Origin of the sequence: Limosilactobacillus galli (assembly GCF_947381495.1) — a bacterium.
Lineage (GTDB): Bacteria > Bacillota > Bacilli > Lactobacillales > Lactobacillaceae > Limosilactobacillus > Limosilactobacillus galli.
Genome location: NZ_CANCWK010000004.1, coordinates 36,183 through 58,842, shown reverse-complemented (window position 1 = coordinate 58,842; position 22,660 = coordinate 36,183). Strand labels below are relative to the sequence as shown.

General features: G+C 54.0%; 24 protein-coding genes. 1 reads left to right on the top strand and 23 read right to left on the bottom strand.

The genetic code is table 11. The features are described 5' to 3' along the window. The first annotated feature begins 94 nt into the window (after positions 1-94). On the top strand, positions 95-1,270 hold the full coding sequence (locus tag QOS10_RS01825; protein WP_283593324.1) for an SAM-dependent methyltransferase: 1,176 nt from the start codon (positions 95-97) through the stop codon (positions 1,268-1,270). A 151-nt stretch (positions 1,271-1,421) separates the two neighbouring features. On the opposite strand, the gene pyrE is transcribed toward QOS10_RS01825, so the two are convergent. The 23 genes from pyrE to rsmG all read right to left on the bottom strand — a co-directional run bounded on the left by pyrE (position 1,422) and on the right by rsmG (position 22,510). Then, a complete protein-coding gene (gene pyrE, locus QOS10_RS01820; RefSeq protein WP_283593323.1) occupies positions 1,422-2,075 on the bottom strand; it encodes an orotate phosphoribosyltransferase in 654 nt (217 codons plus the stop codon). A 2-nt stretch (positions 2,076-2,077) separates the two neighbouring features. Continuing rightward, positions 2,078-2,824, bottom strand: coding sequence for an orotidine-5'-phosphate decarboxylase (pyrF, locus tag QOS10_RS01815; RefSeq protein ID WP_283593322.1), 747 nt, complete (start codon positions 2,822-2,824; stop codon positions 2,078-2,080). Continuing rightward, positions 2,806-3,732, bottom strand: a complete 927-nt coding sequence (locus QOS10_RS01810) for a dihydroorotate dehydrogenase (protein WP_283593321.1) — start codon at positions 3,730-3,732, stop codon at positions 2,806-2,808. The genes pyrF and QOS10_RS01810 overlap by 19 nt, the downstream gene beginning before the upstream one ends. Next, a complete protein-coding gene (locus QOS10_RS01805) occupies positions 3,729-5,018 on the bottom strand; it encodes a dihydroorotase (protein WP_283593320.1) in 1,290 nt (429 codons plus the stop codon). The genes QOS10_RS01810 and QOS10_RS01805 overlap by 4 nt, the downstream gene beginning before the upstream one ends. 15 nt (positions 5,019-5,033) lie before the next feature. Beyond that, positions 5,034-5,963 carry an aspartate carbamoyltransferase catalytic subunit gene (locus QOS10_RS01800; protein WP_283593319.1) on the bottom strand — a complete coding sequence of 310 codons (930 nt, stop codon included), beginning with the start codon at positions 5,961-5,963 and terminating at the stop codon, positions 5,034-5,036. Positions 5,964-6,433: 470 nt separating this feature from the next. After that, positions 6,434-6,814 carry an AzlD domain-containing protein gene (locus tag QOS10_RS01795; protein ID WP_283593318.1) on the bottom strand — a complete coding sequence of 127 codons (381 nt, stop codon included), beginning with the start codon at positions 6,812-6,814 and terminating at the stop codon, positions 6,434-6,436. Positions 6,815-6,826: 12 nt separating this feature from the next. After that, a complete protein-coding gene (locus QOS10_RS01790; protein WP_283593316.1) occupies positions 6,827-7,693 on the bottom strand; it encodes an AzlC family ABC transporter permease in 867 nt (288 codons plus the stop codon). Positions 7,694-7,835: 142 nt separating this feature from the next. Beyond that, positions 7,836-8,972: a sensor histidine kinase gene (locus tag QOS10_RS01785; protein WP_283593315.1), complete on the bottom strand. Its 1,137-nt coding sequence runs from the start codon at positions 8,970-8,972 to the stop codon at positions 7,836-7,838. Positions 8,973-8,990: 18 nt separating this feature from the next. Next, a complete protein-coding gene (locus tag QOS10_RS01780; protein ID WP_283593314.1) occupies positions 8,991-9,680 on the bottom strand; it encodes a response regulator transcription factor in 690 nt (229 codons plus the stop codon). Positions 9,681-9,776: 96 nt separating this feature from the next. After that, a complete protein-coding gene (locus QOS10_RS01775) occupies positions 9,777-10,352 on the bottom strand; it encodes a hypothetical protein (protein WP_283593313.1) in 576 nt (191 codons plus the stop codon). 135 nt (positions 10,353-10,487) lie between these two features. Further along, the gene (guaB, locus tag QOS10_RS01770) at positions 10,488-11,630 is read right to left on the bottom strand and encodes an IMP dehydrogenase (protein WP_283593312.1); all 1,143 of its coding nucleotides are present in this window, start codon (positions 11,628-11,630) and stop codon (positions 10,488-10,490) included. An 80-nt stretch (positions 11,631-11,710) separates the two neighbouring features. Continuing rightward, entirely contained in the window at positions 11,711-12,652 is a 942-nt protein-coding gene (locus tag QOS10_RS01765; protein WP_283593311.1) for a sugar-binding transcriptional regulator, read from the bottom strand. A 118-nt stretch (positions 12,653-12,770) separates the two neighbouring features. After that, entirely contained in the window at positions 12,771-13,481 is a 711-nt protein-coding gene (gene deoD, locus QOS10_RS01760) for a purine-nucleoside phosphorylase (RefSeq protein ID WP_283593310.1), read from the bottom strand. Positions 13,482-13,498: 17 nt separating this feature from the next. Next, positions 13,499-14,797 carry a pyrimidine-nucleoside phosphorylase gene (locus QOS10_RS01755; RefSeq protein ID WP_283593309.1) on the bottom strand — a complete coding sequence of 433 codons (1,299 nt, stop codon included), beginning with the start codon at positions 14,795-14,797 and terminating at the stop codon, positions 13,499-13,501. 28 nt (positions 14,798-14,825) lie between these two features. After that, positions 14,826-16,019: a phosphopentomutase gene (locus QOS10_RS01750; protein WP_283593308.1), complete on the bottom strand. Its 1,194-nt coding sequence runs from the start codon at positions 16,017-16,019 to the stop codon at positions 14,826-14,828. 49 nt (positions 16,020-16,068) lie between these two features. Further along, on the bottom strand, positions 16,069-16,746 hold the full coding sequence (gene deoC, locus QOS10_RS01745) for a deoxyribose-phosphate aldolase (RefSeq protein WP_283593307.1): 678 nt from the start codon (positions 16,744-16,746) through the stop codon (positions 16,069-16,071). 242 nt (positions 16,747-16,988) lie between these two features. Beyond that, positions 16,989-17,765 carry a DUF1129 domain-containing protein gene (locus QOS10_RS01740; RefSeq protein WP_283593306.1) on the bottom strand — a complete coding sequence of 259 codons (777 nt, stop codon included), beginning with the start codon at positions 17,763-17,765 and terminating at the stop codon, positions 16,989-16,991. A 24-nt stretch (positions 17,766-17,789) separates the two neighbouring features. Continuing rightward, positions 17,790-18,887, bottom strand: coding sequence for a redox-regulated ATPase YchF (ychF, locus tag QOS10_RS01735; protein WP_283593305.1), 1,098 nt, complete (start codon positions 18,885-18,887; stop codon positions 17,790-17,792). Positions 18,888-18,965: 78 nt separating this feature from the next. Next, on the bottom strand, positions 18,966-19,163 hold the full coding sequence (locus QOS10_RS01730) for a DUF951 domain-containing protein (RefSeq protein ID WP_283593304.1): 198 nt from the start codon (positions 19,161-19,163) through the stop codon (positions 18,966-18,968). Positions 19,164-19,174: 11 nt separating this feature from the next. Next, a complete protein-coding gene (locus QOS10_RS01725) occupies positions 19,175-20,062 on the bottom strand; it encodes a ParB/RepB/Spo0J family partition protein (protein WP_283593303.1) in 888 nt (295 codons plus the stop codon). After that, a complete protein-coding gene (locus QOS10_RS01720) occupies positions 20,049-20,822 on the bottom strand; it encodes a ParA family protein (protein WP_283593302.1) in 774 nt (257 codons plus the stop codon). The genes QOS10_RS01725 and QOS10_RS01720 overlap by 14 nt, the downstream gene beginning before the upstream one ends. Positions 20,823-20,834: 12 nt before the next feature. Next, positions 20,835-21,767 carry a nucleoid occlusion protein gene (locus QOS10_RS01715; RefSeq protein ID WP_283593301.1) on the bottom strand — a complete coding sequence of 311 codons (933 nt, stop codon included), beginning with the start codon at positions 21,765-21,767 and terminating at the stop codon, positions 20,835-20,837. A 17-nt stretch (positions 21,768-21,784) separates the two neighbouring features. Further along, complete coding sequence (gene rsmG, locus QOS10_RS01710) at positions 21,785-22,510, bottom strand: 16S rRNA (guanine(527)-N(7))-methyltransferase RsmG (protein ID WP_283593300.1); 726 nt, start codon at positions 22,508-22,510, stop codon at positions 21,785-21,787. Positions 22,511-22,660 lie beyond the last annotated feature (150 nt).

Below are 22,660 nucleotides of genomic sequence, written 5' to 3'. Positions count from 1 at the left end.
TCAGCAACGTTTTGGTCTGGTTGTTCCATTTAGTTACGACCCTAAAAGTTGAGTGTTATAATAGTGGCATTATTTGAGAAAGAAGGATGCTTTAATGTTAGAAAAGACGTTCTACAAGTCACTGTTAAGCCACTCGTTCAACATCCCCGTCAAGATCATCTTCTGGGACGGTTCGAGTGTCGTTTACGGTGACGGCGAACCCGAGGTTACCGTTACGTTCAAGGAAAAGATCCCGATTCGTGACATCACGAAGAACGCCTCAATTGCACTTGGGGAAGCCTACATGGATGGCAAGATCGCAATCCAGGGTAGCATCCAAAAACTGATCGAATCCGCCTACGAAAGTACCAGCAGCTTCATGCGGAATTCCAAGTTCCGTAAGTTCCTGCCAAAGCAAGGCCACTCCGAGAAGGAAAGTGAAACCGATGTGCAGAGCCACTATGATGTCGGTAACGACTTCTACAAGCTCTGGCTCGACGACACGATGACTTACTCCTGTGCCTACTTCACTGGTGACAACCATGACGACCTGACCAAGGCCCAGGAAGACAAGGTTCAACACATCCTAAAGAAGCTCAACCCAAAGCCGGGCAAGACCTTCTTGGATATCGGCTGCGGCTGGGGGATTTTGATGCTGACGGCGGCCAAGGAATACGGGATGAAGGTCACTGGGGTTACCCTGAGTGAGGAACAGTACCGTTTCGTCCAGGAACAGATCAAGAAGGACGGCCTGGAAGACGTGGCCGAAGTTAAGCTGGTCGACTACCGGGAACTCGGTGACCAAAAGTGGGACTACATCACCTCTGTGGGGATGTTCGAACACGTCGGCAAGGAAAACCTTGGCCTCTACTTCAAGGATATCCAACGCTACCTTACCGATGACGGGGTAGCCCTGATCCACGGAATCACCCGGCAACAGGGTGGGGCCTACAACGGCTGGATCAACAAATACATCTTCCCTGGCGGCTACGTTCCCGGCCTGGTCGAAATGGTTCAACACATTGAAGAGAACCACATGCAGATCGCCGATATCGAAATGCTGCGTCGTCACTACCAGCGGACCCTGGAGATCTGGGACGCAAACTTCAACGCTCACCGTGCTCAGATCCAGGACATGATGGGCGAACGCTTCATCCGGATGTGGGACCTCTACCTGCAGGCCTGCGCCGCTTCATTCGAGTCCGGTAACATCGACGTGATCCAATACCTGATCACTAAGGGTGCTTCTGGCAAGAACCTGCCGATGACCCGGGACTACATGACTAAGTAAATCCTAATTCAGGTAGAAATAACCCGTGCCAACCTCCACCGAGGTCCGGCACGGTTTTCTCTATTGGTAGCGAAAAACGCGCCATCACGGCTTAAAAGCTGGTGATGGCGCGTTTACTTATATGTGGAAATCTATTGACTGAATGTGACGATTAGCCCACTGTGTTGAGACTGTGTTTCTTGCTCCACTTCATGGGATCTTCGCGCCACTGTTGGAGAGACTTCAGATGGTCAGCGCTGATCTGGTCGGTGGCCTGGGCTTCCTTGATTAGGGTGGTGTAGTCGGTAACGGCATAGTACTTCAGGTCGTTGGCCAGGAAGTTCTGTTCAGCCGCCTGGAGCTGGTAGGTGAAGACGGCGACCACGCCGATGACTTGGGCACCGGTGTTATTGATTGCCCGGACTGCATTGAGGACACTACCGCCAGTGGAGATCAGGTCGTCGATCACCACGACCTTTTGACCGGGTTTGAGAACCCCTTCGACTTGGTGGCCCTGACCGTGGTCCTTCGGCTTAGACCGAACGTAAACCAGCGGCAGGCCCATCTCCTGGGCAACCCAGGCAGCATGAGGAATCCCGGCCGTGGCAGTCCCGGCGATGACGTCCGCATCCGCAAAGTGGAGGTTGATCTGTTCTTCCATCCCGTTGTAGATGGCCTGGCGCACATCTGGGTAGGAGATCGTCAGGCGGTTGTCCGTGTAAATTGGCGACTTCAAACCACTTGCCCACGTGTAGGGCTTGTCGGGGCTCAGGGTAACCGCGTGAATGTCTAATAATGCCTTAGCAACTCTTTGTGAATAAGTCATAATTATTTTTCCTCCTCATTTGCTAAAAATGCTTGTTGAATCTGTTGGTATGCCGCCACTGGATCAGCGCTCTGGGTGATTGGCCGCCCCACGACAATCCCGTTACTCCCGAGTTCCCGCGCTTGGGCTGGGGTGACCACCCGCTTTTGGTCGTCATGGACTGCCAGCGATGGTCGAATGCCGGGCGTAATGCACAGGAAGTCCGGCCGAGTTACCTGGCGAATGGCCGGAAGTTCATGGGCCGAGCAGATCACCCCGGCCAGGCCGACACTTTCCGCTAGCTGGGCATAGTTTTGGACCGACTCGATCAGGGAAAGGTCAACGTGCTGTTGATCATGCAGAATTTCATCATCAATCGAGGTCAGCTGGGTGATCGCCAGGAGCTTGGCGGGTTGGACCCCCGCCTGAACAGCGCCTTCTTCCAGGCCGGCTAGTCCCGCCGTCAGCATCTCGGTTCCCCCCGCCGCGTGGATGGTGGTGAAGTCGATGCCGAGGCGGCCGATTGCGGCCATGGCTCGGTGAACCGTGTTGGGGATGTCGTAGAGCTTCAGGTCGAGAAAGATCTTGAAGCCGCGTTTCTGGGCTTCCCGCACGATCTCCTGACCCAGCCCGTAGTACATCTCCATCCCGATTTTAACAATCGGTTTGGGCGTCACATCGAGCTCGTCAAACAATTTGACTGCTTCTTCCTTTGTGGCAACATCAATTGCGACCATTGGTACATAGCGTTTCAAAACTTTACCTCCCATAGGTCTGTTAGCTTCTCAATCCCGTACTTATCCATCGTCATCGGCAGTTCCGCTGCGATCTTTGGCAGGGCCAGCGTGTCGTGAAAACTAGCCGCCCCAACTTCAACCGCGTTAGCCCCGGCCATCATGAATTCCAGGACATCCTCAGCACTTTCGATTCCGCCCACACCGATAATTGGAATCTTGGAAATGCTGCGAACCTGGTGGATCATCCGGAGCGCCATCGGTTTCAGGGCCGGACCGGACAGCCCGCCCGTCACGTTGGCCAGGACTGGCCGGCGGGTCTTCAGGTTGATGCTCAAACCGGTCAGGGTGTTGATCATCACCAGCCCATTGGCCCCGCCCCGTTCAGCCGCCTGGGCCAGGGGCACAATGTTAGTCACGTTCGGGGTCAGCTTGACGTAGACCGGGACCCCGTGAGCCGCGGCAACGACCTGCTTGACCAGCTGCTCCAGCGTATCCGGATCAGTGCCCATCGCCAGGCCGCCGTGCTTGACGTTCGGGCAGGAGACGTTCAGTTCCAGGGCGTTGACCCCGCCGCCGACCGTCAGCTTATCAGTTACTTCCACGTACTCGTCGTTGGAGAAGCCGGCCACACTGGCAATTACCGGCAGCTTCGGGTAGTTGACCTGCAGCCAGGGAATCTTCTCGTCCACGACCCGCTGGACGCCGACGTTTTGCAGGCCGTTGGCGTTTAACCAGCCGGCACTCGTGTGGCAGACCCGGGGTCGCGGATTGCCCGAACGGGGGTGCAGGGTGGTTGACTTCATCACCAGTGAGCCCAGCCGGTTGAGGTCGTAGTTGCCAGCAATTTCTTGCCCGTACCCACAGGTGCCGCTGGCGGCGATTACGGGGTTCTTCAGGGACAGGCCCGGCAGTTCGACTGCCAATCGTTGTTCATCGTTCATTCTGCATCCTCCCGATCGTAAACCAGCTTACCATCAACAAATGTTTTTACAGTTGCCCCATAGACCTGGTCACCGACGAATGGGGTGTTGTGGCCCTTGGAGAAGAACTGGTCCTCCTTGATCGTCGTCTGATGGTCAATATCAAAGACCGCGATGTCTGCAGGATCCCCGACCTGGAGCTGGCCGGCGGTGGTCAACTTGAACACCCGACACGGGGCCCCGCTCAGCCAGTCAATCAGCTGGCCCAAAGTGAAGATCCCGTTCTTAACGTAGCGGGTGTAGAGCAGGGCAAAGGCGGTCTCGCTGCCGACGATCCCGTTCGGCGATGCCAAGAAGCCCTGGTGCTTCTCCGCGTCCGTGTGCGGGGCGTGGTCAGTTGCAATGCAGTCGATGGTACCGTCGAGCAGGCCGGCCAGGCAGGCTTCCTGGTCCTCCCGACTCCGCAGCGGCGGGTTCATCTTGTATTCCGCGTCGTCATCCGGAATGTCTGCATCGGCCAGCAGGAGGTGGTGCGGCGTAACCTCACAGGTGACGTTGATCCCCAGCTGCTTGGCGTGGCGGACCAGTTCGATACTCTCCTTGGTCGAAACGTGGCAGACATGGTAATGAGCACCGGTCGCCTGGGCGATCACGATATTTCTAGCAATCTGTGCCGTCTCACTGATCTTCGGCATCCCCGGTAGGCCCATCTTCTTGGCAACCGGGCCGTCGTTGATGACCCCGCCGTTGGCCAGTTGGTTGTCCTGGGCGTGGTCACACAGCGGCAGGTCGTACTTGGCCAGCTGCTGCATGGCCCGGTAGACAACGCTGGCGTCCTGGATGCCGGCCCCGTCATCACTGAAGAGACGGGCTCCCGCTGCGTACTGGGCAGCGACGTCAACCGGTTCCTTCCCCGCCCGGTCCTTGGTAACGGGCGAGTACTGGATGATCTTGATCGCACCGTCCTTGGCGTTGCGGGCCTCCTGGGCGTGGAAGCGTTCAGGCGTGTCACAGGTGGGTTTCAGGTTCGCCATTGCGGCGATCGTGGTGAAGCCGCCGTGGGCCGCAGCCCGGCTGCCCGTGGCGATCGTTTCCTTGTTGGTGTAACCCGGCTCACGGAGGTGAACATGGATGTCGACCAAGCCAGGGGTGACCAGGTTGTTTTCCAGGTCAATCACCCGGGCACCCTCACCGGCATGGAGGTCAGTCCCGATTGCGGCAACCTTGCCGTCCTCGATCAGGATATCGCAGGTCACCAATTGTTCACCGACCAGGCGCCGGCCATTCTTCAGTAGGGTTTGACTCATGGTGCCGCCCCCGTCTTACATAATGCCCTTGTAGCGCAGGATCCGGCTCAGGATGGCCATCCGGACGAAGACCCCGTTTTGCATCTGACGGAAGATCCGGGAATTTGGTGCTTCAACCAGGTCGCTGTCGATTTCGACGCCCCGGTTAACCGGTGCCGGGTGCATGATGATGGCGCCCTTCTTCATCTTGTTGTAGCGTTCCTTGGTCAGGCCGTATTGCTGGTGGTACTTTTCAGCGTCGAATGCGCCGTTTTCCGCGCCGGACAGCCGTTCATTCTGGACCCGGAGCAGGTTGACCACGTCCATCTTAGGAAGCAATTCGTCGAAGTCGCCGAAGGTCCCGTATTGGGCGAGTTCGTCATCGTACCATTCCTGCGGGCCAGCGAAGTAAACCTTAGCGCCCAACCGGTTGAGCATCATGGCGTTGGAGTGGGCCACCCGGGAGTGGGACAGGTCACCGATGATCAGTACCTTAAGATCCTTGAAGTTGCCGAATTCTTCGTGAATCGTCATCATGTCGAGCAGGCATTGGGATGGGTGTTGGCCACTGCCGTCCCCACCGTTGGCAATCCCGATCTTCAGACCAGGGTGCTTAATCAAGTTCTTGTAGTATTCATTTTCGGGGTGGCGGATAACGGCAACATCAACCCCGATGGATTCCATCGTCTTAACAGTATCGTAGAGGCTCTCCCCCTTCTTGACAGAACTGGTGCCCGCTTCGAACTGCATAACGTGCATGCCCAGCTTCATTTCGGCCATCTGGAAGCTGGTCTTGGTCCGGGTGGAGTTTTCGAAGAAGAGGTTAGCGGCGTAGGCTGGCCGGGTGAGTTCCGCCTTCTTGCCGTGCTTGTATTCCTCGGCCTCATTGATCAGGTCCAGGGCATCCTCAGCGTCCATGTCGGCAACAGTAACAACGTTTGGTTGAATTCGTTCAGTACTAATCATCAAATAGATCTCCTTTTTCTTTGCATAAGTGATAAAAGCAGCGTCAACCGATCCAGTCCCCTGGTTTGCGGTCACGCTGCTTTTCGTGTGTTTTTGCTTATGTTTAAGATAGGCTGAAAACACTGCACCGATTCTGCTCTCACGGGAGACAATTAAATGGCTCAGTTCTTTCAAAAATACCTATTTGATTAAGTGGGCGAAATCTCCTTCTGGCACCCTGAAGCGGCCCGGGAAATTCTGCATAAAAACGGCCTCCTCAGTGGTGCACTAAGAAGGCCGCGATATTCTAACGCTCAATTAAATCCTTCCTAGCCTCGCTGGACTAAGTTAAAGGTATTTCGATTGTCCATTATACTAGACGCTTTCTATGGGCTTGTCAACACCCTTTAAAAATTTTCTCACATTTTCCGCCTAGGAGTCTTAAAGAAAAAGCGCACCAGCCTCGACCAACGAGGCGGTGCGCACCTGAATTATATGACCATGTTCAACAGCCAAACTGCGACCAGCCCGCTGATGACCGAGATCGACATCGAGCGGGTGAAGTAGGCAATGACCATCACGATGACGGCCGCCACAATCTGGTCAACGTGGCCAAACGGGACGAAGTGGTAGCCCGCCGTTGTCACAAAGATGTTCTTCACGATCAGCGCGGTGAAGAGGCTGACGGGAACATACTTCATCCATTCGTTGAACCACTCGGGGATCTTCCGGGTGGAGAAGAACAGAATTGGGAAATAACGTGGAATAAATGCCGCAAATGCTGCAAAAATAATGACAATGATATGATACAAGGTCTTATTGTTACCAGTATCGGAAATTAATAAAGGCAAATTACTAAATAGTTGTTCCATACCTAGTCTCCACTAATCATTGTGTTCGGACGGGACCTTTTCCTGCCGATCCTCATCCAACTGCTGCTTAACTTTCTTCATTTCACGCCGTTCCTGCTGGTCTTCCACCGTAATTCGGGTGGCCATTGGCCGGAAGATCTTAGTCAAGAACCAGTTGCCGTCCGGATCCTTGCTGTGCTTGCGAACCGTGTTTTCAATCAGGAATCCAGTGAAGGAGGCGATCAGGGTCGCAATCACGATCCCCAGCGTGCTCCTGGTAAGCACCAGGAAGAACACGGCCAGCACTGCCGAGAACAGGCAGATCAAGAGGGTCAGGTGGTTCCGAACCTGCATCACAACCATGTACAAGAACAGGGCCGTCAGAGCAAAGTCCACCACTTCCAGGTCAATCGAAACGGTACTGCCGATCAGGCCCCCGACCATGTTGGCCACGGACCAGGAAATCAGGGAGTAGTGTTCCACTAACAACCCGTCCTTGGGGGTCCACTTCTTATCGGTTGCGAACTTAAGGTAGTTCACTGCATAGTTTTCATCGTTCATCGAGACGGCAAAGAGCCAGATGAAGTGTTGTGATTCGTTTTTGATGTACTTAGAAAGACTCGACCCCAGGAGTGCATACCGCAGCTCCAAGAAGAACAGGGTCACGAAAATTGACATTAACGGTGCGTGAATCGTCAATAACGAAGCCAGAATAAACTGAGCACCGCCAGAGAAAACCACGATCGACACCACAAGGGTCATTATAAAGTTAAAGCCCGCTGCGTGTAATAAAATTCCACAAGCTAATCCGATTGGAATATAGCTAAGGCAGAGCGGCATTGCAATGCCTAAGACTTCTAGCCATCGTGCTTTTTCTGGATTTATTTGCGCTTTAGCCACAGAATTTCCTCCAATTATCGTCATCTATTTATAAAATTGAGGCGACACAATGCTCTTTCAGTTTAACACACTCCATTTTTAATGAATATAGCGAAATAACAAGAATGAAGAATTTACGGCGAAATTCTTCATTCTTGTTAAATTATTTTTTTAATTGTTCCTGTTTGAGGGGCAAGGTGACGATAAAGGCCGTCTCGTGCTCATCGGAGGTCACCGTGACCTGACCATGGTGCAGGTCCACAATGCTCTTGACGATTGCCAGGCCTAAACCGGTTCCGCCGGTCGCCCGGGATCGCGATGCCTCGGCCCGGTAGAAGCGTTCGAAGAGGTGATCCTGGGCCTCCTTTGGAATCGGCGTCCCGTCGTTAGCAACCTTGACGACCACGTTGGATTGCTCCTGGTGGGCCGTAATCCGAATGTAGCTGGCTCCATTGCCGTACTTGAAGGCGTTGGCAACCAGGTTATTGAAGACCCGGCCTAACTTCTCCGGATCCGCCTCAATCATCAGCGGGTTGGGCACCACCTTGGAGCTGATCTCAATCCTCCGCCGTTCGGCCTCCAGGGCAAAACTGGCCGTCAGCTGTTCTAGCAACTGATCAAGATCAACTCGCATGATGTTGACGGGGGCCCCATGCTGCTGAACCTTGGTGTATTCAAAGAGGTCATCCACCAGATTCTTCATCTGCTTGGCCTTGGAATAGGCGATGTGGGTGTACTTGAGGATGTCCTCTTCGTTTTGGTACTGCTTGTCCTCGATCAAGCCAAGGTAGCCGATGATGCTGGTCAGGGGGGTCCGCAGGTCATGACTGACGTTGGTGATCAGCTCATCCTTGGACTTTTCAATCTTGCGCTCATCATCCATTGACTGGACGGCACTGTCAACCAGCGCGTTAACACTGGTAATCACGTGCTGTTCGCTGCCCTTGAGGCGGAAGGGAATCCGGTGGTCAAGGTGGCCCTGGGCGATGTAGTGGAGCTCCCCAATGATGTGGTTCATCAGGTAGAGGTGATAACGCCGCCGCAAGCGCCACCAGACGACCCAAACGTCGATCAGCAGCAGGAAGATGATCAGGATCCGCTGGTAGCTCCAGATCTGGGCCTGCATCGGGCCGATCCGCAACGACTGCTTGATCATAAAGATCCCGTTGTTGACGCCGGGGTTGGATTGGATAACATCCTGAATGATGGTGAGGATCGCCATGTTCAAGAGGATCAGCAGGACGACCGTGATGACCCCTTCAAAAATTAGTGAACTTTTTTCGCGTCCCGTTAGCTTCACGCTCGAACCCCCTCAATGCTAATGGTTCTCAATCTTGTAGCCAACGCCCCAGACTGTCTGAATCACCTTTTCGCCATTCGTGGCTTCTTCGATCTTATCCCGCAGGTGGCTGACGTGGACCATCACCGTCTTGGCAGAGACCACGCTCTCCTGTTGCCAAACCCGCTCGAAGATATCATCAGCGGAGAAGACCCGGTTCGGGTGACTGGCCAGTAGGTACAGAATCCCGAATTCAAGGGCCGTCAGCTGAATTGTGTCGCCCTTGATCGTTTTGACCTCGTGGGAGTCCTTGTTGATGATCAGGGGCCCGACGTTGAGCACATCCGGCTGGTCATTGGTAACCTCGCCCTGACTCCGCCGCAACAGTGACTTGACCCGGGCCATGACCTCCAGCGGGTTGAACGGCTTGGTTACGTAATCGTCCGCCCCGCTGATCAGGCCCTGGATCTTGTCCATGTCGGTCGTCTTGGCAGACAGTACGAGGATTGGAATGTCGGAGTCCTTGCGTACCTGCTTGATGACTTCCATCCCGTCCATCTCAGGCATCATCAGGTCCAGGATCACCAGACCGATATCCGGGTTGGTGTTCAGCTTGGTCAAAGCCTCCTTGCCGTTGTAAGCCGCTACCGGCTCATATCCTTCGTTCCGGATGTAAATTTCCAGTAATTGAACAATTTCCTTATCATCATCGACAACTAAAATCTTCATTATGCGGCCACTCCTTCTTTACCAGCTTACATATCTATTAATTATAATCAATTTACATCGATTCAACCGCCACCAAAAACCGACCTTAAGGAAATCTTAGCGGCTGACGCTGACGGCAATGGTTTTCGTCTGCTGACCATCCGTCAAGATCAGGTAATAGTTGCCTTCCTTCGTAAAGGTGTAGTTGACCGTTCCCGCGGCGGCCTGGCCAGGGAACGTCTGCAGGACATTGCCGTTTCCGGCATCGATAATCTGCAGCTGGTTTTTCGCTGGCACAGCAAAATTATTCAAAACGGCATGCCCATTTTGATCCAGCTTGAGGGCCTGATGGTCAGGAGCAGGCAGGTCTCCCTGCTGTTGGGTCCCCTGGCGATTAGTATTGGCCGCCTTGGATTGTGCAGGTTGAGAACTGCTACTGGCTGCCCGCCGTACCTTTGACGAGGACGTCTTGGCAACTTGGCTGGTGGCTGCTTCTGTCTTTGTGTGGACGACTCCCATGCCCGCAACCGCCAGCACGGCAACAATCAGCAGGCACCAGTTCAGCGCCGGGTGATTCCAGGTCAACGGCTGCGTGCCCCCATGCAGAATATGCCATGCCTGGCGAAACCACTGCATCAAGAAAAGCAACAGGCATACGATCGCCACGCATAGTAGAAGTATTTGATAATTCACTATTTTCCCTCCCCGCACACTTAATTATCAATGGTTAATCTCCTCTTTATTGTACCAGTTTCTGCGAACCGGAACACAATAAAAAAGCTGACGAGGACGGAATCCTCGCCAGCTGATCACAAATTGAATTGAAAATTACTTGTAGTTTGGTGCGGCCTTGGTGATTTGCACATCGTGAGGGTGTGATTCCCGCAGACCGGCATTGGTGATCTGAACAAATTGAGCGTTATTGATCAGGGTTGGAATGTCAGGGGCACCGACATAACCCATTCCAGAACGGAGACCACCGTCGATTTGGAAGACAATGTCGGAAACGTCACCCTTGTATTCAACCCGGGCTTCAATCCCTTCTGGAACTAGCTTGTTGGCCTCGTTGACCCCGCCTTGGAAGTAACGGTCGGAGGAACCGTGGGCCTGGGCCATGGCGCCGACGGAACCCATCCCCCGGTAGGCCTTGTACTTCTTGCCCTGGTCTTCAAAGACTTCACCAGGAGCTTCGGTTGTCCCAGAAAGCATGCTCCCAAGCATTACGGCGTTCCCACCAGCAGCAAGGGCCTTAACAACGTCACCAGAGTACTTGATCCCACCATCGGCAATGATCGGCTTGCCGTATTCACGAGCAACCGTAGCAGCGTCGTAGATTGCAGTGATCTGAGGAACACCAACCCCGGCAACCACCCGGGTCGTGCAGATGGAGCCAGGGCCAATGCCGACCTTAACAACGTCAACCCCGGAATCAAAGAGAGCCGCCGTGGCTTCACCAGTAGCAACGTTCCCGGCGATCAGGGTAACATCTGGGAAGTGGTCACGAATTTCCTTGATCTTGCGCAGAACCCCGGCAGAGTGACCATGGGCGGTATCGATAACGATAGCGTCGGCACCTGCCTTCAAGAGTGCTTCAGCCCGTTCAAAGGTATCACTGGTGACCCCAACCGCAGCGGCACAAAGCAGGCGGTTCTGGTCATCAACGGCCGCCTTGGTAGCACTAGTGGGAACTACCACGCTCTTGACGTTGGCAACTTCGCTCGCCTGGGCTTGGATCGACATGTTCTTGTGGACAACCCCAAGGCCACCTTGCAGGGCCATGGCAATCGCCATTGGTCCTTCCGTCACAGTATCCATTCCGGCACTAATCAACGGAATGTGGAGTTTCAGATTATCAGCTAGCTGAGTACTTAAATCAACTTCGTTTGGCAAAACATGACTTTCTGCTGGAATCAGCAAAACATCATCAAATGTTAAACCCTTTTTGGCAAACTTTGTGTCCCAATTTGACATCGATCAAACACGCTCCTTAGTTTTTGATTAGGTCAACTCTACTAGGAATTAGCGCTGAGGTCAATAGCAAAAAGTTAAAATTAGCGAGAAAATCCCAGGAGATCGTTCGCACTTTCCTGGTCAATCACCAGGGTATTGGCATATCCCGCCACCAAGGTCCCGTGAATTGCCGGAACTTTAGCGACATTAGCCGCCACCAGAATACTGTGTTTTTTCTTCTTCAGTTCATCGAGACGGATCCCAATCGTCCGTTCGTTAATATCCCGATTCACGATCTGACCTTTAGCGTCGATGAAGCGGGAAAAGATGTCACCGACCGCCTCCTGCTGGAGAACCTTCTGCTCCTCCTTAGTGAAGTAACCCAGCTTGAAAAGCATGGCGGAATCACGAACCGTTCCGACCGTAAACATCGCAATATCGGCCTGCTGTCCCAGCTTGAGGATGTACTTGATGTGGGTATCGTTAGCCACCAGTTCCTTGGTTTGGGCATGGTCAAAGATGACCGGCACCGGCAGGTACTGCGGCAGGGTATTGAAGGCGCTGGCAAAGGTGTTGACCGTCTCAAAGGCGTAGTTCCGGGTCTCGGTATTGGCCATCGACCCCTTCATCTGGACAACCTTGATTCCGGAGACATCCTTGGGGGTAATGTGGAGGGCCACCTGATAAACCGTCCGCCCCCAGCCCAGGCCAATGATTTCGTCGCTCTTGACGATTTTTTCAATGTACCGCGCCCCGGCAATCCCGACTTCTTCCAAGGGGTTGTCTTTCCCCGGCACAATGATTAACTGCTTGAGGCTTGGATACTTGGCCAGCAGGTCCGTCTGCAACTGGTGAAGCGGTGCAAGGGGGTTGTGAATCTGAATTGTCACCAACCCCTTGTCACGACCATATTGCAGCAGGCGGGAAACGGTCGCCCGGGAGATGCTCAGTTCACTGGCAATCTCCTGCTGGTTAAAGCCGTCCCGGTAGTAGAGGGTCGCCACCTTGAGTGCCAGGGCAATACGCTTGTTTTCACCATCCATTTTCTGTCCTCCCTTATACACAAAAACAAGGGAACCGTCACAGAATTTCCGTGCCAGGCCCTTGTTTTCTGTTTCGTTAAATTCTAACTGATTGGTCAAGAATATTCAAACTAGAATATCACTTGTCCGCAATTGCCGTCTCCAGTGAAATATTAATCATATCGTTGAACGTCTTCTCCCGTTCCTCCGCCGTGGTCTTCTCGTCACCGAAGATCAGGTCACTGACGGTCAGGACAGAGAGGGCCCGGAAGTGCAGCTTAGCCGCCAGCAGGTACAGACCGGCCGACTCCATCTCCGTCCCGAGGATCCCGTAATCACGGAGCTTCTTCATGTCCAGCTCGTCATTGTAGAAACGATCGGCCGCAAAGATGTCGCCAACCTTCGTATCGATCCCCAGCTTCTCGGCAACGTGGTAGGCCGTGTCCAGCAGCTTGAAGTCAGCCAGCGGTGCATAGTGGAAGCCCGGGCCAAAGGTGTTCATCGTTACCGCGGAGTCCGTGGAGGAACCTTGAGCCAGGATGACATCCCGCAGGTGAACATCAGGCGCGATGGCCCCACAGGAACCAACCCGGATGATCGTCTTAACACCAAAGAATTGCACCAGTTCGTTAATGTAGATGGACATCGATGGGATCCCCATTCCAGAACCCTGAACGGATACCCGGTGGCCCTTGTATTCACCGGTGTAGCCGAAGGCGTTCCGGACGGAGTTAACCTGCTTAACGTTGTCCAGGAAGTTTTCCGCAATGTACTTTGCCCGCAGCGGGTCGCCCGGAAGTAATACTACGTCTGCGTAATCGCCCATCTTGGCGCCAATATGTGTACTCATTTTTGTTCCTCCTCAAGTTATTCAATGATTTCATGAATCAGTGGCGGCTGCTCGCCGTGGTCACCGATTTCGATACTCTCGTCTAAAAGCTGCTCAACATTCTTGATCTCCTGGCGGTTGCTGTAGATCGTCAGCAACGGTTCACCTGCTTTGACATGATCGCCGAGCTTGTGGTGGAGTTCGATCCCCACGCTGTAGTCCAGCTGGTCATCAGCCTTCTGGCGGCCGCCGCCAAGGAGCATGCTGGCGGTGCCAATCTCATCGGCCGTCAGCTTGGTTATCACGCCGGTGCGTTTAGCCCGGTACGGAATCTGGTACTTAGCCTGGGGCATGACCTGGTAGTCATCCATCACCCGTGGATCACCGCCCTGGGCCACCACCATCGCCTTGAAGCGGTCATAGGCCGTGCCGTCAGCGATCGTCTGCTCCAGCAATTGCCGCGCTTGATCCATGGTTTCAGCTTTGCCGCCCATCACTACCATGTAGCTGCCGAGGGTCAGAACTAATTCGGTCAGGTCCGCTGGTCCCTTCCCCTTTAGGACGTCAATGGATTCCTCAATTTCCAGGGCGTTCCCGATCTTGTTACCCAGCGGCTGATTCATGTCAGAAATCACGGCCATGCATTGCAGGCCGGCTTGTTTGCCAATATCAACCAGGGCGTGTGCAAGGGCCCGGGACTGGTCAAGGGTCTTCATGAAGGCCCCCGCCCCGGTCTTGACGTCAATCACCAGGGCATCAGTCCCCGAGGCGATCTTCTTGCTCATGATCGAACTGGCAATCAATGGAATGGAGTCCACCGTGTCCGTGACGTCCCGCAGGCCATAGATCTTCTTATCGGCCGGGGCGAATTCCCCGGTGGCCCCAACGATTGCCAACTTCTCCTTAGCGACCTGATCGATGAATTCCTGTTCGCTCAGTTCCACGCGAAAGCCCGGAATCGCCTCCAGTTTATCCAGGGTGCCCCCGGTGTGACCGAGGCCCCGGCCCGAGATCATGGGTACCGGGATCCCCGTAGCGGCGACCATTGCGGCCAGCGGCAGACTGACCTTGTCACCGACCCCGCCGGTAGAGTGCTTATCAACCTTGATGCCCGGAATCTGGTGCAGGTCGAGGCGTTCCCCCGAATGCATCATTTTCATGGTCAGGCTGGTCTGCTCACTGCTGGTCATCCCCTGGAAGTAGATTGCCATCAGCAGAGCACTGATCTGATAGTCCGGAATGCTGCCGTCAACCACCCCGTCCACGAAGAACTGCAACTTTTCATCGGTCAGGGTGCCGCCGTTTCGCTTGGTGTCGATGATGTCAACCATCCGCATCGCAATCGCTCCTCTCGTTTGACCGCGGTTAGTCGTTGCTGATTTCCTTGTAGAAACTGGTTCCCCGCACAGAGTCCACGTTGAAGTTTTCCAGAATCGTGGCCCCTAAGTCAGAGAAGGTCTTCCGCAGACCCAGGGATTGGTTCAACTTGTTCATCGATGGAGAGTAGACCAGCAATGGCACGTTTTCACGCGTGTGATCAGTCCCCCGGAAACCCGGGTCGTTACCGTGGTCGGCGGTGATCATCAGCAGGTCGTCCGGCTTCATTTCCTTGAGAACCGTCCCTAAGCGCTCATCAAAGTCCATCAGGGCCTGACCGAAGCCCTTTGGATTACGCCGGTGGCCATACATGGCATCGAAGTCCACCAGGTTGGTGAAGCAGAAGCCGGTGAAGTCCTGCTTCATCACTTCGTCAACGTGGTCCATCCCGTCCATGTTGCTCTCGTTGTGGTAGCCCCGGTCGATTCCCTGACCGGAGAAGATGTCGTTGATCTTACCAACACCGATGACTTCGTAGCCGGCCTCACGGAGCCGGTCCATGTCGGTCTTGCCGATTGGCTTCAGGCTGAAGTCGTGCCGGTTGGCCGTCCGGGTGAAGTGGTCCTTGTCAGGGCCAACGTATGGCCGGGCGATGATCCGCCCCACAGTGTATTCAGGACCGTTAACCAGTGTCCGGGCGTATTCACAGATCTTGTACAATTCCTTGACTGGAATAACATCTTCGTGGGCCGCAATCTGCATTACGGAGTCGCCGGAAGTATAGAGGATCAGTTCCCCGGTCTTCATCTGCCGCTCACCATAGTCATGGATAACCTCAGTTCCGGAGTATGGCTTGTTGACGATCACCTTGCGGCCAGAGAATTTCTCCAGCTTGTCGACGATTTCCTGTGGGAAGCCGTTCGGGAAGGTGGACAGCGGCTTGGTAACCGGCAGGCCCATCATTTCCCAGTGACCATCCATACTGTCCTTACCGGCGGAGATTTCTTCCATCTTGCCGTAGTCCCCGATGGCAGGGTCAGCGACCGGCACCCCTTCAATTGGCATATCACGGAGGTTGCTAATCCCCATCTTGCCCAGGTTAGGCAATTTCAGGTCGCCCTTGTAGAATTCGCCAACGTGGCCAAGGGTATCTGAACCAAGGTCGTCAAACTTATCGGCATCGTGGGCCGCACCAGTACCAACTGAGTCCATCACAATTACAAATACACGTTTATATGACATACTAACCCCTCCATCTTGATAACTTTGTTAGCTAAAAATTGTGGCCTGCTTAGTCTTGCTCAGCAGCTTCTTCCAGGATCTTAACGGATGCGGAAACCCCTAGCCGGTTGGCACCAGCTTCGATCATATCGTAAGCCTCTGCCAGGCTGTGGATTCCACCGGCAGCCTTGATCTTGAAGTCGGGGCCAACGGCTTGACGCATCAGCTTGACGTCTTCGGCCTTGGCACCAGAAGTTGAGAAGCCCGTCGAAGTCTTAACGAAGTCAGCACCACCCTTAACGGTCAGCTTGCATGCCCGGGTCTTCTCTTCATCCGTCAGCAGGCAGTTTTCAATGATCACCTTCAGGAGCTTGCCCTTTTCGTGGGTCGCTTCGGCAACGGCGCGGATATCGTCCTCAACCGCCTGGTCATTGCCGCCCTTCAGCTCACCGATGTTGATCACCATGTCGATCTCATCGGCGCCATCTTCAATAGCCTGCTTGGTTTCAAAGACCTTGCTAGCCGTTGAGGTTGCCCCCAGAGGGAAGCCGATGACAGTACAAGTGTTAATGTCGGTCCCGGCAAGGCCCTCATGAACCCGCTTAACCCAGTACGGGTTGATGCAGACAGAAGCGGTGTTGTACTTCCGCGCCTCGGCAACGGTCTTGTCAATCATCTCAGCCGTGGCTTCCGGCTTAAGCATCGTGTGGTCCATGTACTTGGCTAGTTGTGCTTGTGTTAACTTCATAATTGAAATCTCCTTTGAAAATATGTATGCGTTTTCATTTGACTACGTTTATAGTTTAACAGTCTCTCGCACATTTGTCCATATATTTTTTGAACATTTGATCAATTTGGTTGTTTACTAAATTAGTTAAGACAAATTCATCAAAATCGTCATAAATCATTAATATTTAATTGCTCAACCATGAATTTAAGCACTAAAAAAAGATGCGGAGAAAATTTCTCCGCATCTTTTTATAAATCGAATTAACGCCGCCGGTTGCCGTAGAAGCCGCCGGTGATGTGGTAACGACGCCGGTAGTAAATATCGCCGACAAAGGTAACCACGGCAATTGCCAGGTACCCCCACTGGTTGAGCCGGGGGTTAACCACGTTCGGCAACATTGATGCCAGCATGTAGACTGCCAGCCAGGCCACCAGTCCGAAGGCCACCGTCAGTACCCGGAACCACATTGGCTTGGTCTGAACCCACTTGCCGTCCTTGTTCTTCGTCGGTTGCAGCTGCATGGCCACGTAGCCAAACAGCACCCCACCGAGGATGGCAACCAGCAGGATAGCCGTGATCCCACTGCTTCCGGCCCGCTTACTGTGCATGGCCAATGGTGACAGCCAGAACATCAGACCGAACATGAAGGTAAAGATACTCAAGAAGATCAGGGCATTATCAATGGCCAAGAGCCAGATCGACCGCTTTGTCATGTGCTCGGGCGTCTTCTTTGGGTTCTTCAGTTCCTTGGCATACTCAGTCGGCGTACCGAAGAGGACCTTGGCCGTCTTCCCCTTCTTTTGGCCGGCTGCCAGCTGTTGGGCCGTCTCCTGCAGCATTTCCGGCTTCTTGTCGCTTTCCACACCCTGCCGGTCCAGCTGCTTGTTCAGCTGGTACATAAATTCTTCGTTTTTACGGGTCAAATGATACTGTTCAAACGCGTTCCCCTGTGCTTGCCGCTGGGCCTTGGCATGCTCTTTTTGCCGTTGACCCGCCGCTGCATTCCGCGCTTGATTATGTTCTTGTTCTTCGCTCACGAATAAACTCCTCTCTGTGGTGCATTAGACGTTGAAGCGGAATTCAACAATGTCGCCATCTTGCATTACGTAGTCCTTACCTTCAAGCCGCAGCTTCCCGGCTTCCTTGACTGCCGCTGCAGAACCAAGTTTATCAAGGTCGTCAAAGCTCATTACTTCGGCCCGGATAAAGCCCCGTTCAAAGTCGGAGTGAATAATCCCGGCAGCCTGGGGTGCCTTGGTCCCCTTCTTGAAGGTCCAGGCACGGGTTTCCGGACCACCAGCGGTGAAGAAGGTTTCCAGACCCAGCAGCTTGTAAGCCGCCCGAATCAAGCGGTTCAGTCCGGGTTCCGTGACCCCTTCCATTTCCAGGAAGTCGGCCTTGTCAGCATCGTCCATCTCGGCGATCTGTTCTTCGGCCGCCGCAGCGACACCGATGACCTCACCGTCACCCTTGACGTGTTCCTTAATAGCAGCCATGTACTTGCTGTTGTCAGGATCTGCCATGTCATCTTCAGAGATGTTGGCAACATAGAGCACCGGCTTGCTGGTCAGCAGGAAGAGGCCCTTGACGATCTTCTTCTCGTCATCGGAGAAGTCAATGGACCGAACGCTCTTGCCGTCTTCCAATACCGGCTTGATCTTGTTCAAAACGGCCAGTTCTGCCAGGGCGTCCTTGTCCCGGCCCTTAGCAGCCCGTTGAACCTTGCCCAGGCGCTTGTTGACGGCGTCGAGATCGGCCATCACCAATTCCAGGTTAATCGTGTCGATATCCTCGATCGGGTCCACCTTCCCGGAAACGGTCGTAATATCGTCATCATCAAAGGCCCGGACAACGTGCACGATGGCGTCGGTCTGCCGAATGTTTTCCAAGAACTTGTTACCAAGCCCTTCACCCTTGCTGGCCCCCTTGACGATCCCGGCGATGTCGGTGAACTCAAAGGTCGTTGGAACGATCTTCTTAGCGGGGATCAGTTCCTGGATCCGGTCAAGACGCTTATCGGGAACTTCCACCATCCCCACGTTTGGATCGATCGTGGCAAATGGGTAGTTGGCCATCTCGGCCCCCGCCTTGGTAATTGCGTTAAACAGCGTTGACTTACCAACGTTTGGCAAGCCGACAATTCCTGCAGTTAATGACATGAATAATTCACTTTCCTTTTTCGTTAATCTTTTTTATTTTAAGCTATCTTGCTTGATTTGTGACCACTTTATTCGGATTTATTCCGCCGGATGGGCTTTTTCAATGACCTTCTTGAGGCCCTTGTCGAACTTCTGCCGGGTCATCATCACAACGTGGCCACAACCCTGGCATTGAATCTTGATGTCGGCCCCAACCCGGGTGATCACCCAGCGGTTGCTGCCGCACGGGTGGGCCTTCTTCATCATCACGATATCGCCCTTATCATAACTTGCCATTGTCATCCCTCCTAATCGAGTGAAATATCAAGCAGTTCTAAAATCCTGGTCAGATCATCGTTTGAGCTGTACGGAATCTCGATCTTGCCGCTTCCCCGTTTCCGGCTTTGGGAAACCGCTACCTTAGTGCCGAACTTGCTCTGGAGCTGGTCCTCGGCTTCCCGAATGTAGACCGGCTTGCGTTGCCGCTTGTGCTGGTCCTTTTCCTTAACGGTTCCGTTCATCTGCGCAACGATCTTCTCCAGCTGCCGGACCGTCAGATTCTGTTTCACCGCCCGGTTAGCCAGCTGGGTCAACTGGCGCTTGTTCTTCAAGCCCAAGATAGTGCGGGCCTGGCCCATCGACAGCTTGCCGGCGTTTAAGGCTTCCTTGATCGGTGCAGGCAGCCCCAGCAGGCGCAGGTAGTTAGCGATGTACGGCCGGCTCTTGCCAAGCTTGGCAGCAACCTGGGCCTGGGTCAGTGACAGCTTCTCCATCAGCGTCTGGTAGGCCTGGGCCTCTTCCAGGGGCATCAGGTCCTCCCGCTGCAGGTTTTCCAAGACAGCGATCTCCATCATCTGCTCATCGCTCATTGTCCGCACGATCGCTGGAATCGTCGACTGCTTGGCAAGCTTGGATGCCCGGAAGCGCCGTTCACCAGCTACCAGTTCGTAGCGCTCCAGCTGCGGGTCAGGCTGGCGCAGAATAATCGGCTGAAAAACCCCCGACTTCTCAATCGAAGCCGCCAACTCCTTCAACGCTGCCTGGTCAAAGGTCCGCCGCGGCTGGTAAGGGTTCGCCCGGATAGCCGTCAGCTTAATGTCCTGGACCTGCTCCCCCTCATCTTGAGGTGCGATGGTATTTTCTTCAAAGAGGGCCGCGATCCCGCGACCTAGGGCGCCTGTTTTACGCTTTGCCATGTTTTGCCAACACTTCCTTTGCTAGTTGTTCATATACATGGGCCCCCGTCGACCGTTTGTCATAGTCGACAATTGCCAATCCATGACTTGGGGCCTCCGATAAACGAACGTTTCGTGGGATCACTGTTTTGTAAACACGGTCGCCAAAGGCCTTGCGCACCTCCGCATTGACCTGCTGGCTGAGGTTGGTCCGCTTATCATACATTGTCAGCAGGACACCCTCGACCTTCATCTGCGGATTGAAGTGGCGCTTGACTAAGCTGATCGTGTTCTGCAACTGGCTCAGTCCCTCCAGTGCATAGTACTCACTCTGAACCGGAATGAGGACCGAGTCAGCGGCCGTGAAGGCGTTAATCGTCAGCAGGCCCAACGATGGCGGACAGTCGATCAGGATGAAGTCGTATTCGTCCCAAACCGTCCCGAAGGAGTCCTTCAGCCGGGTCTCCCGGGCCATCAGGTTGGTCAGTTCCACCTCCGCCCCTGAGAGGGCAATCGTCGTCGGGGCAATGTCTAATCCCGGGTGGCTGGAGGGCTTGATGACGTCCTTGAGCATCGTGTCCTCATCGATCAGCACGTCGTAGACACTCTTCTCAATCTGCCGCTTTTCGATCCCCAGACCGCTGGTGGCGTTGCCCTGGGGATCAAGATCAATCAGCAATACCTTTTTCCCAAGGTCGGCCAGGCAGGCCCCCAGATTCACACTGGTCGTGGTCTTGCCAACCCCGCCCTTTTGGTTTGCCAACGCAATTACTACGCCCATCATATTGCCCCCTTACTGCTCTTTTGGAATCTCGATGGTCAGCTGGTAGGCCTTGCCCGTTTCTTTTTCGTGAGTTGTAACCTTAAAGCCGTTTTCGGTGGCCATCTTGATTGACTTCTTGATCGTGTTCAAGGCCAGGCGCCCGTCCGTAGCCTTGGCGCTCGACTGGGCCTTCTTCTTGGCAGCTTTTCTTTTGGTCTTCTTAGCGGGCTTCTTCTTGGCCGTTTCATCAGCCAGCCCGGCCGACTGAGTTGTCTGCTCCTTGGCCAGCTTCTTTTGCTTAGCAACTTCTGATGGCAGTGGCCGTCCCAGAACTTTGGCAACCTCGTCTTCCGTCTGCCGCACCGTTAAGCGCTCGTTGACAATCCGCATCAGCATGGTCCGCTGCTGTTTTTCATCCAGATCCAGCAAGGCCCGGCCATGACGCTCAGAGATCCGGTGATCAAGGATGGCCGTCTGGACAGGCGTGATCAGCTTGAGCAACCGAAGTTTATTGGCCACAAAGGACTGGCTCTTCCCCATTCCCTTGGCGAGGGCCGCCTGGGTCAGATGGTTAAGGTCCATCAGTTGGCGATAGGCCTGTGCTTCCTCCACGGAACTCAGTTGGGCCCGTTGGAGGTTCTCGATCAGTGCCAGGGAAGCGGACTCCTCATCCGTCATCTTCCTGAGGATCGCCGGAGTAGTCTCCCAGCCCAGCATCTTCATTGCCCGGTAGCGCCGCTCACCAGCAATGATCTCGTACTTTGCCGGTTCGTATTCCCGAAGGACAATTGGCTGAAGCAGGCCGTGTTCATCAATCGTGTGGGCTAGTTCACGGATCTCATCCTGGTTAAAGACCTTTCGTGGCTGATAACGGTTGGGAATGATCTGGTCCAATTTAATGTCGACAACTTTATTCTTATTATTTGTATCACTTTTGCCAAAATTGAATAGTGAAAATGCCATACTCTCTCCCCCTGACACTATTGAATTGGTTTCTTATTCGGCAATCCCGGTCGCCGTGGGTATTTTGTTGGCGTTGGCGCCACCTTATCAATCAGAATGATGTTACGTTCGTCATCCGTCCCCGGAAGAGTCAGCTTGACCGTCTGCCGAACCTGGCCGCCAAGCTTGGCAATGGCCTTAGCGGCATCCTGCAGTTCCTCTGGTGCCGCCAGGGCCTTATAGGCGATAAACTCACCGCCGACTTGAGCAGCGGGCAGGCATAGCTCGCTCAGAACAGACAGCCGGGCTACCGCACGGGCTGTTACCGCGTCAAACCGCTCCCGGTGGGCACTTTTCTTGGCACTGAACGTTTCCGCCCGATCGTGAACCAGCTCCACATCAGTCAATCCCAGCTTGGCGACCAGTTCCTCAAGAAAGGCGATCCGCTTATTAAGCGAGTCAACGATCGTGACCTTAAGCTGCGGAAAGGCGATTTTCAACGGCAGCGATGGAAAACCGGCCCCAGCGCCAATATCACACAGGGTCAGGCTGGCGGTCTGCAAACGCGGCTCGGCCAAGGCCCCCGTGATGGAGTCGTAAAAGTGCTTCAGGTAGACCTCGTTTTCTTCAGTAATCCGGGTCAGGTTAACGTGCTTATTGCTATCGACCAGCATCCGATAGTAAATTGCAAATTGTTCTAATTGCTTGGCGGTCAGCGTGATTCCGTGATCCGCTAACGCCTGTTGAAATTGTTCTGGATTCATTAGCTTCTCCTTTCGTGAAACAGCAAATTGTTTCACGTTACCCTACTACTGTACCGTAAAAGTGCCCTACTTTCAACCGCCAGCCCTCACCAGCCGAGCCAATATTTCCCGGGAAATAAATGAAAATATCGTCAACAGAAAAAGCGTGTC

What these genes read in the sequence shown, in the direction of transcription:
- QOS10_RS01765 (WP_283593311.1), bottom strand. Translation starts at nt 12,652, where the DNA reads ATGGATGGTGAAAACAAGCGTATTGCCCTGGCACTCAAGGTGGCGACC.
- guaB (WP_283593312.1), bottom strand. Translation starts at nt 11,630, where the DNA reads ATGTCAAATTGGGACACAAAGTTTGCCAAAAAGGGTTTAACATTTGAT.
- QOS10_RS01755 (WP_283593309.1), bottom strand. Translation starts at nt 14,797, where the DNA reads ATGCGGATGGTTGACATCATCGACACCAAGCGAAACGGCGGCACCCTG.
- rsmG (WP_283593300.1), bottom strand. Translation starts at nt 22,510, where the DNA reads ATGAATCCAGAACAATTTCAACAGGCGTTAGCGGATCACGGAATCACG.
- deoD (WP_283593310.1), bottom strand. Translation starts at nt 13,481, where the DNA reads ATGAGTACACATATTGGCGCCAAGATGGGCGATTACGCAGACGTAGTA.
- QOS10_RS01825 (WP_283593324.1), top strand. Translation starts at nt 95, where the DNA reads ATGTTAGAAAAGACGTTCTACAAGTCACTGTTAAGCCACTCGTTCAAC.
- QOS10_RS01780 (WP_283593314.1), bottom strand. Translation starts at nt 9,680, where the DNA reads ATGAAGATTTTAGTTGTCGATGATGATAAGGAAATTGTTCAATTACTG.
- ychF (WP_283593305.1), bottom strand. Translation starts at nt 18,887, where the DNA reads ATGTCATTAACTGCAGGAATTGTCGGCTTGCCAAACGTTGGTAAGTCA.
- QOS10_RS01750 (WP_283593308.1), bottom strand. Translation starts at nt 16,019, where the DNA reads ATGTCATATAAACGTGTATTTGTAATTGTGATGGACTCAGTTGGTACT.
- deoC (WP_283593307.1), bottom strand. Translation starts at nt 16,746, where the DNA reads ATGAAGTTAACACAAGCACAACTAGCCAAGTACATGGACCACACGATG.
- QOS10_RS01795 (WP_283593318.1), bottom strand. Translation starts at nt 6,814, where the DNA reads ATGGAACAACTATTTAGTAATTTGCCTTTATTAATTTCCGATACTGGT.
- QOS10_RS01810 (WP_283593321.1), bottom strand. Translation starts at nt 3,732, where the DNA reads ATGAACGATGAACAACGATTGGCAGTCGAACTGCCGGGCCTGTCCCTG.
- QOS10_RS01805 (WP_283593320.1), bottom strand. Translation starts at nt 5,018, where the DNA reads ATGAGTCAAACCCTACTGAAGAATGGCCGGCGCCTGGTCGGTGAACAA.
- QOS10_RS01725 (WP_283593303.1), bottom strand. Translation starts at nt 20,062, where the DNA reads ATGGCAAAGCGTAAAACAGGCGCCCTAGGTCGCGGGATCGCGGCCCTC.
- QOS10_RS01720 (WP_283593302.1), bottom strand. Translation starts at nt 20,822, where the DNA reads ATGGGCGTAGTAATTGCGTTGGCAAACCAAAAGGGCGGGGTTGGCAAG.
- QOS10_RS01730 (WP_283593304.1), bottom strand. Translation starts at nt 19,163, where the DNA reads ATGGCAAGTTATGATAAGGGCGATATCGTGATGATGAAGAAGGCCCAC.
- pyrF (WP_283593322.1), bottom strand. Translation starts at nt 2,824, where the DNA reads ATGGGAGGTAAAGTTTTGAAACGCTATGTACCAATGGTCGCAATTGAT.
- QOS10_RS01800 (WP_283593319.1), bottom strand. Translation starts at nt 5,963, where the DNA reads ATGATTAGTACTGAACGAATTCAACCAAACGTTGTTACTGTTGCCGAC.
- pyrE (WP_283593323.1), bottom strand. Translation starts at nt 2,075, where the DNA reads ATGACTTATTCACAAAGAGTTGCTAAGGCATTATTAGACATTCACGCG.
- QOS10_RS01715 (WP_283593301.1), bottom strand. Translation starts at nt 21,767, where the DNA reads ATGGCATTTTCACTATTCAATTTTGGCAAAAGTGATACAAATAATAAG.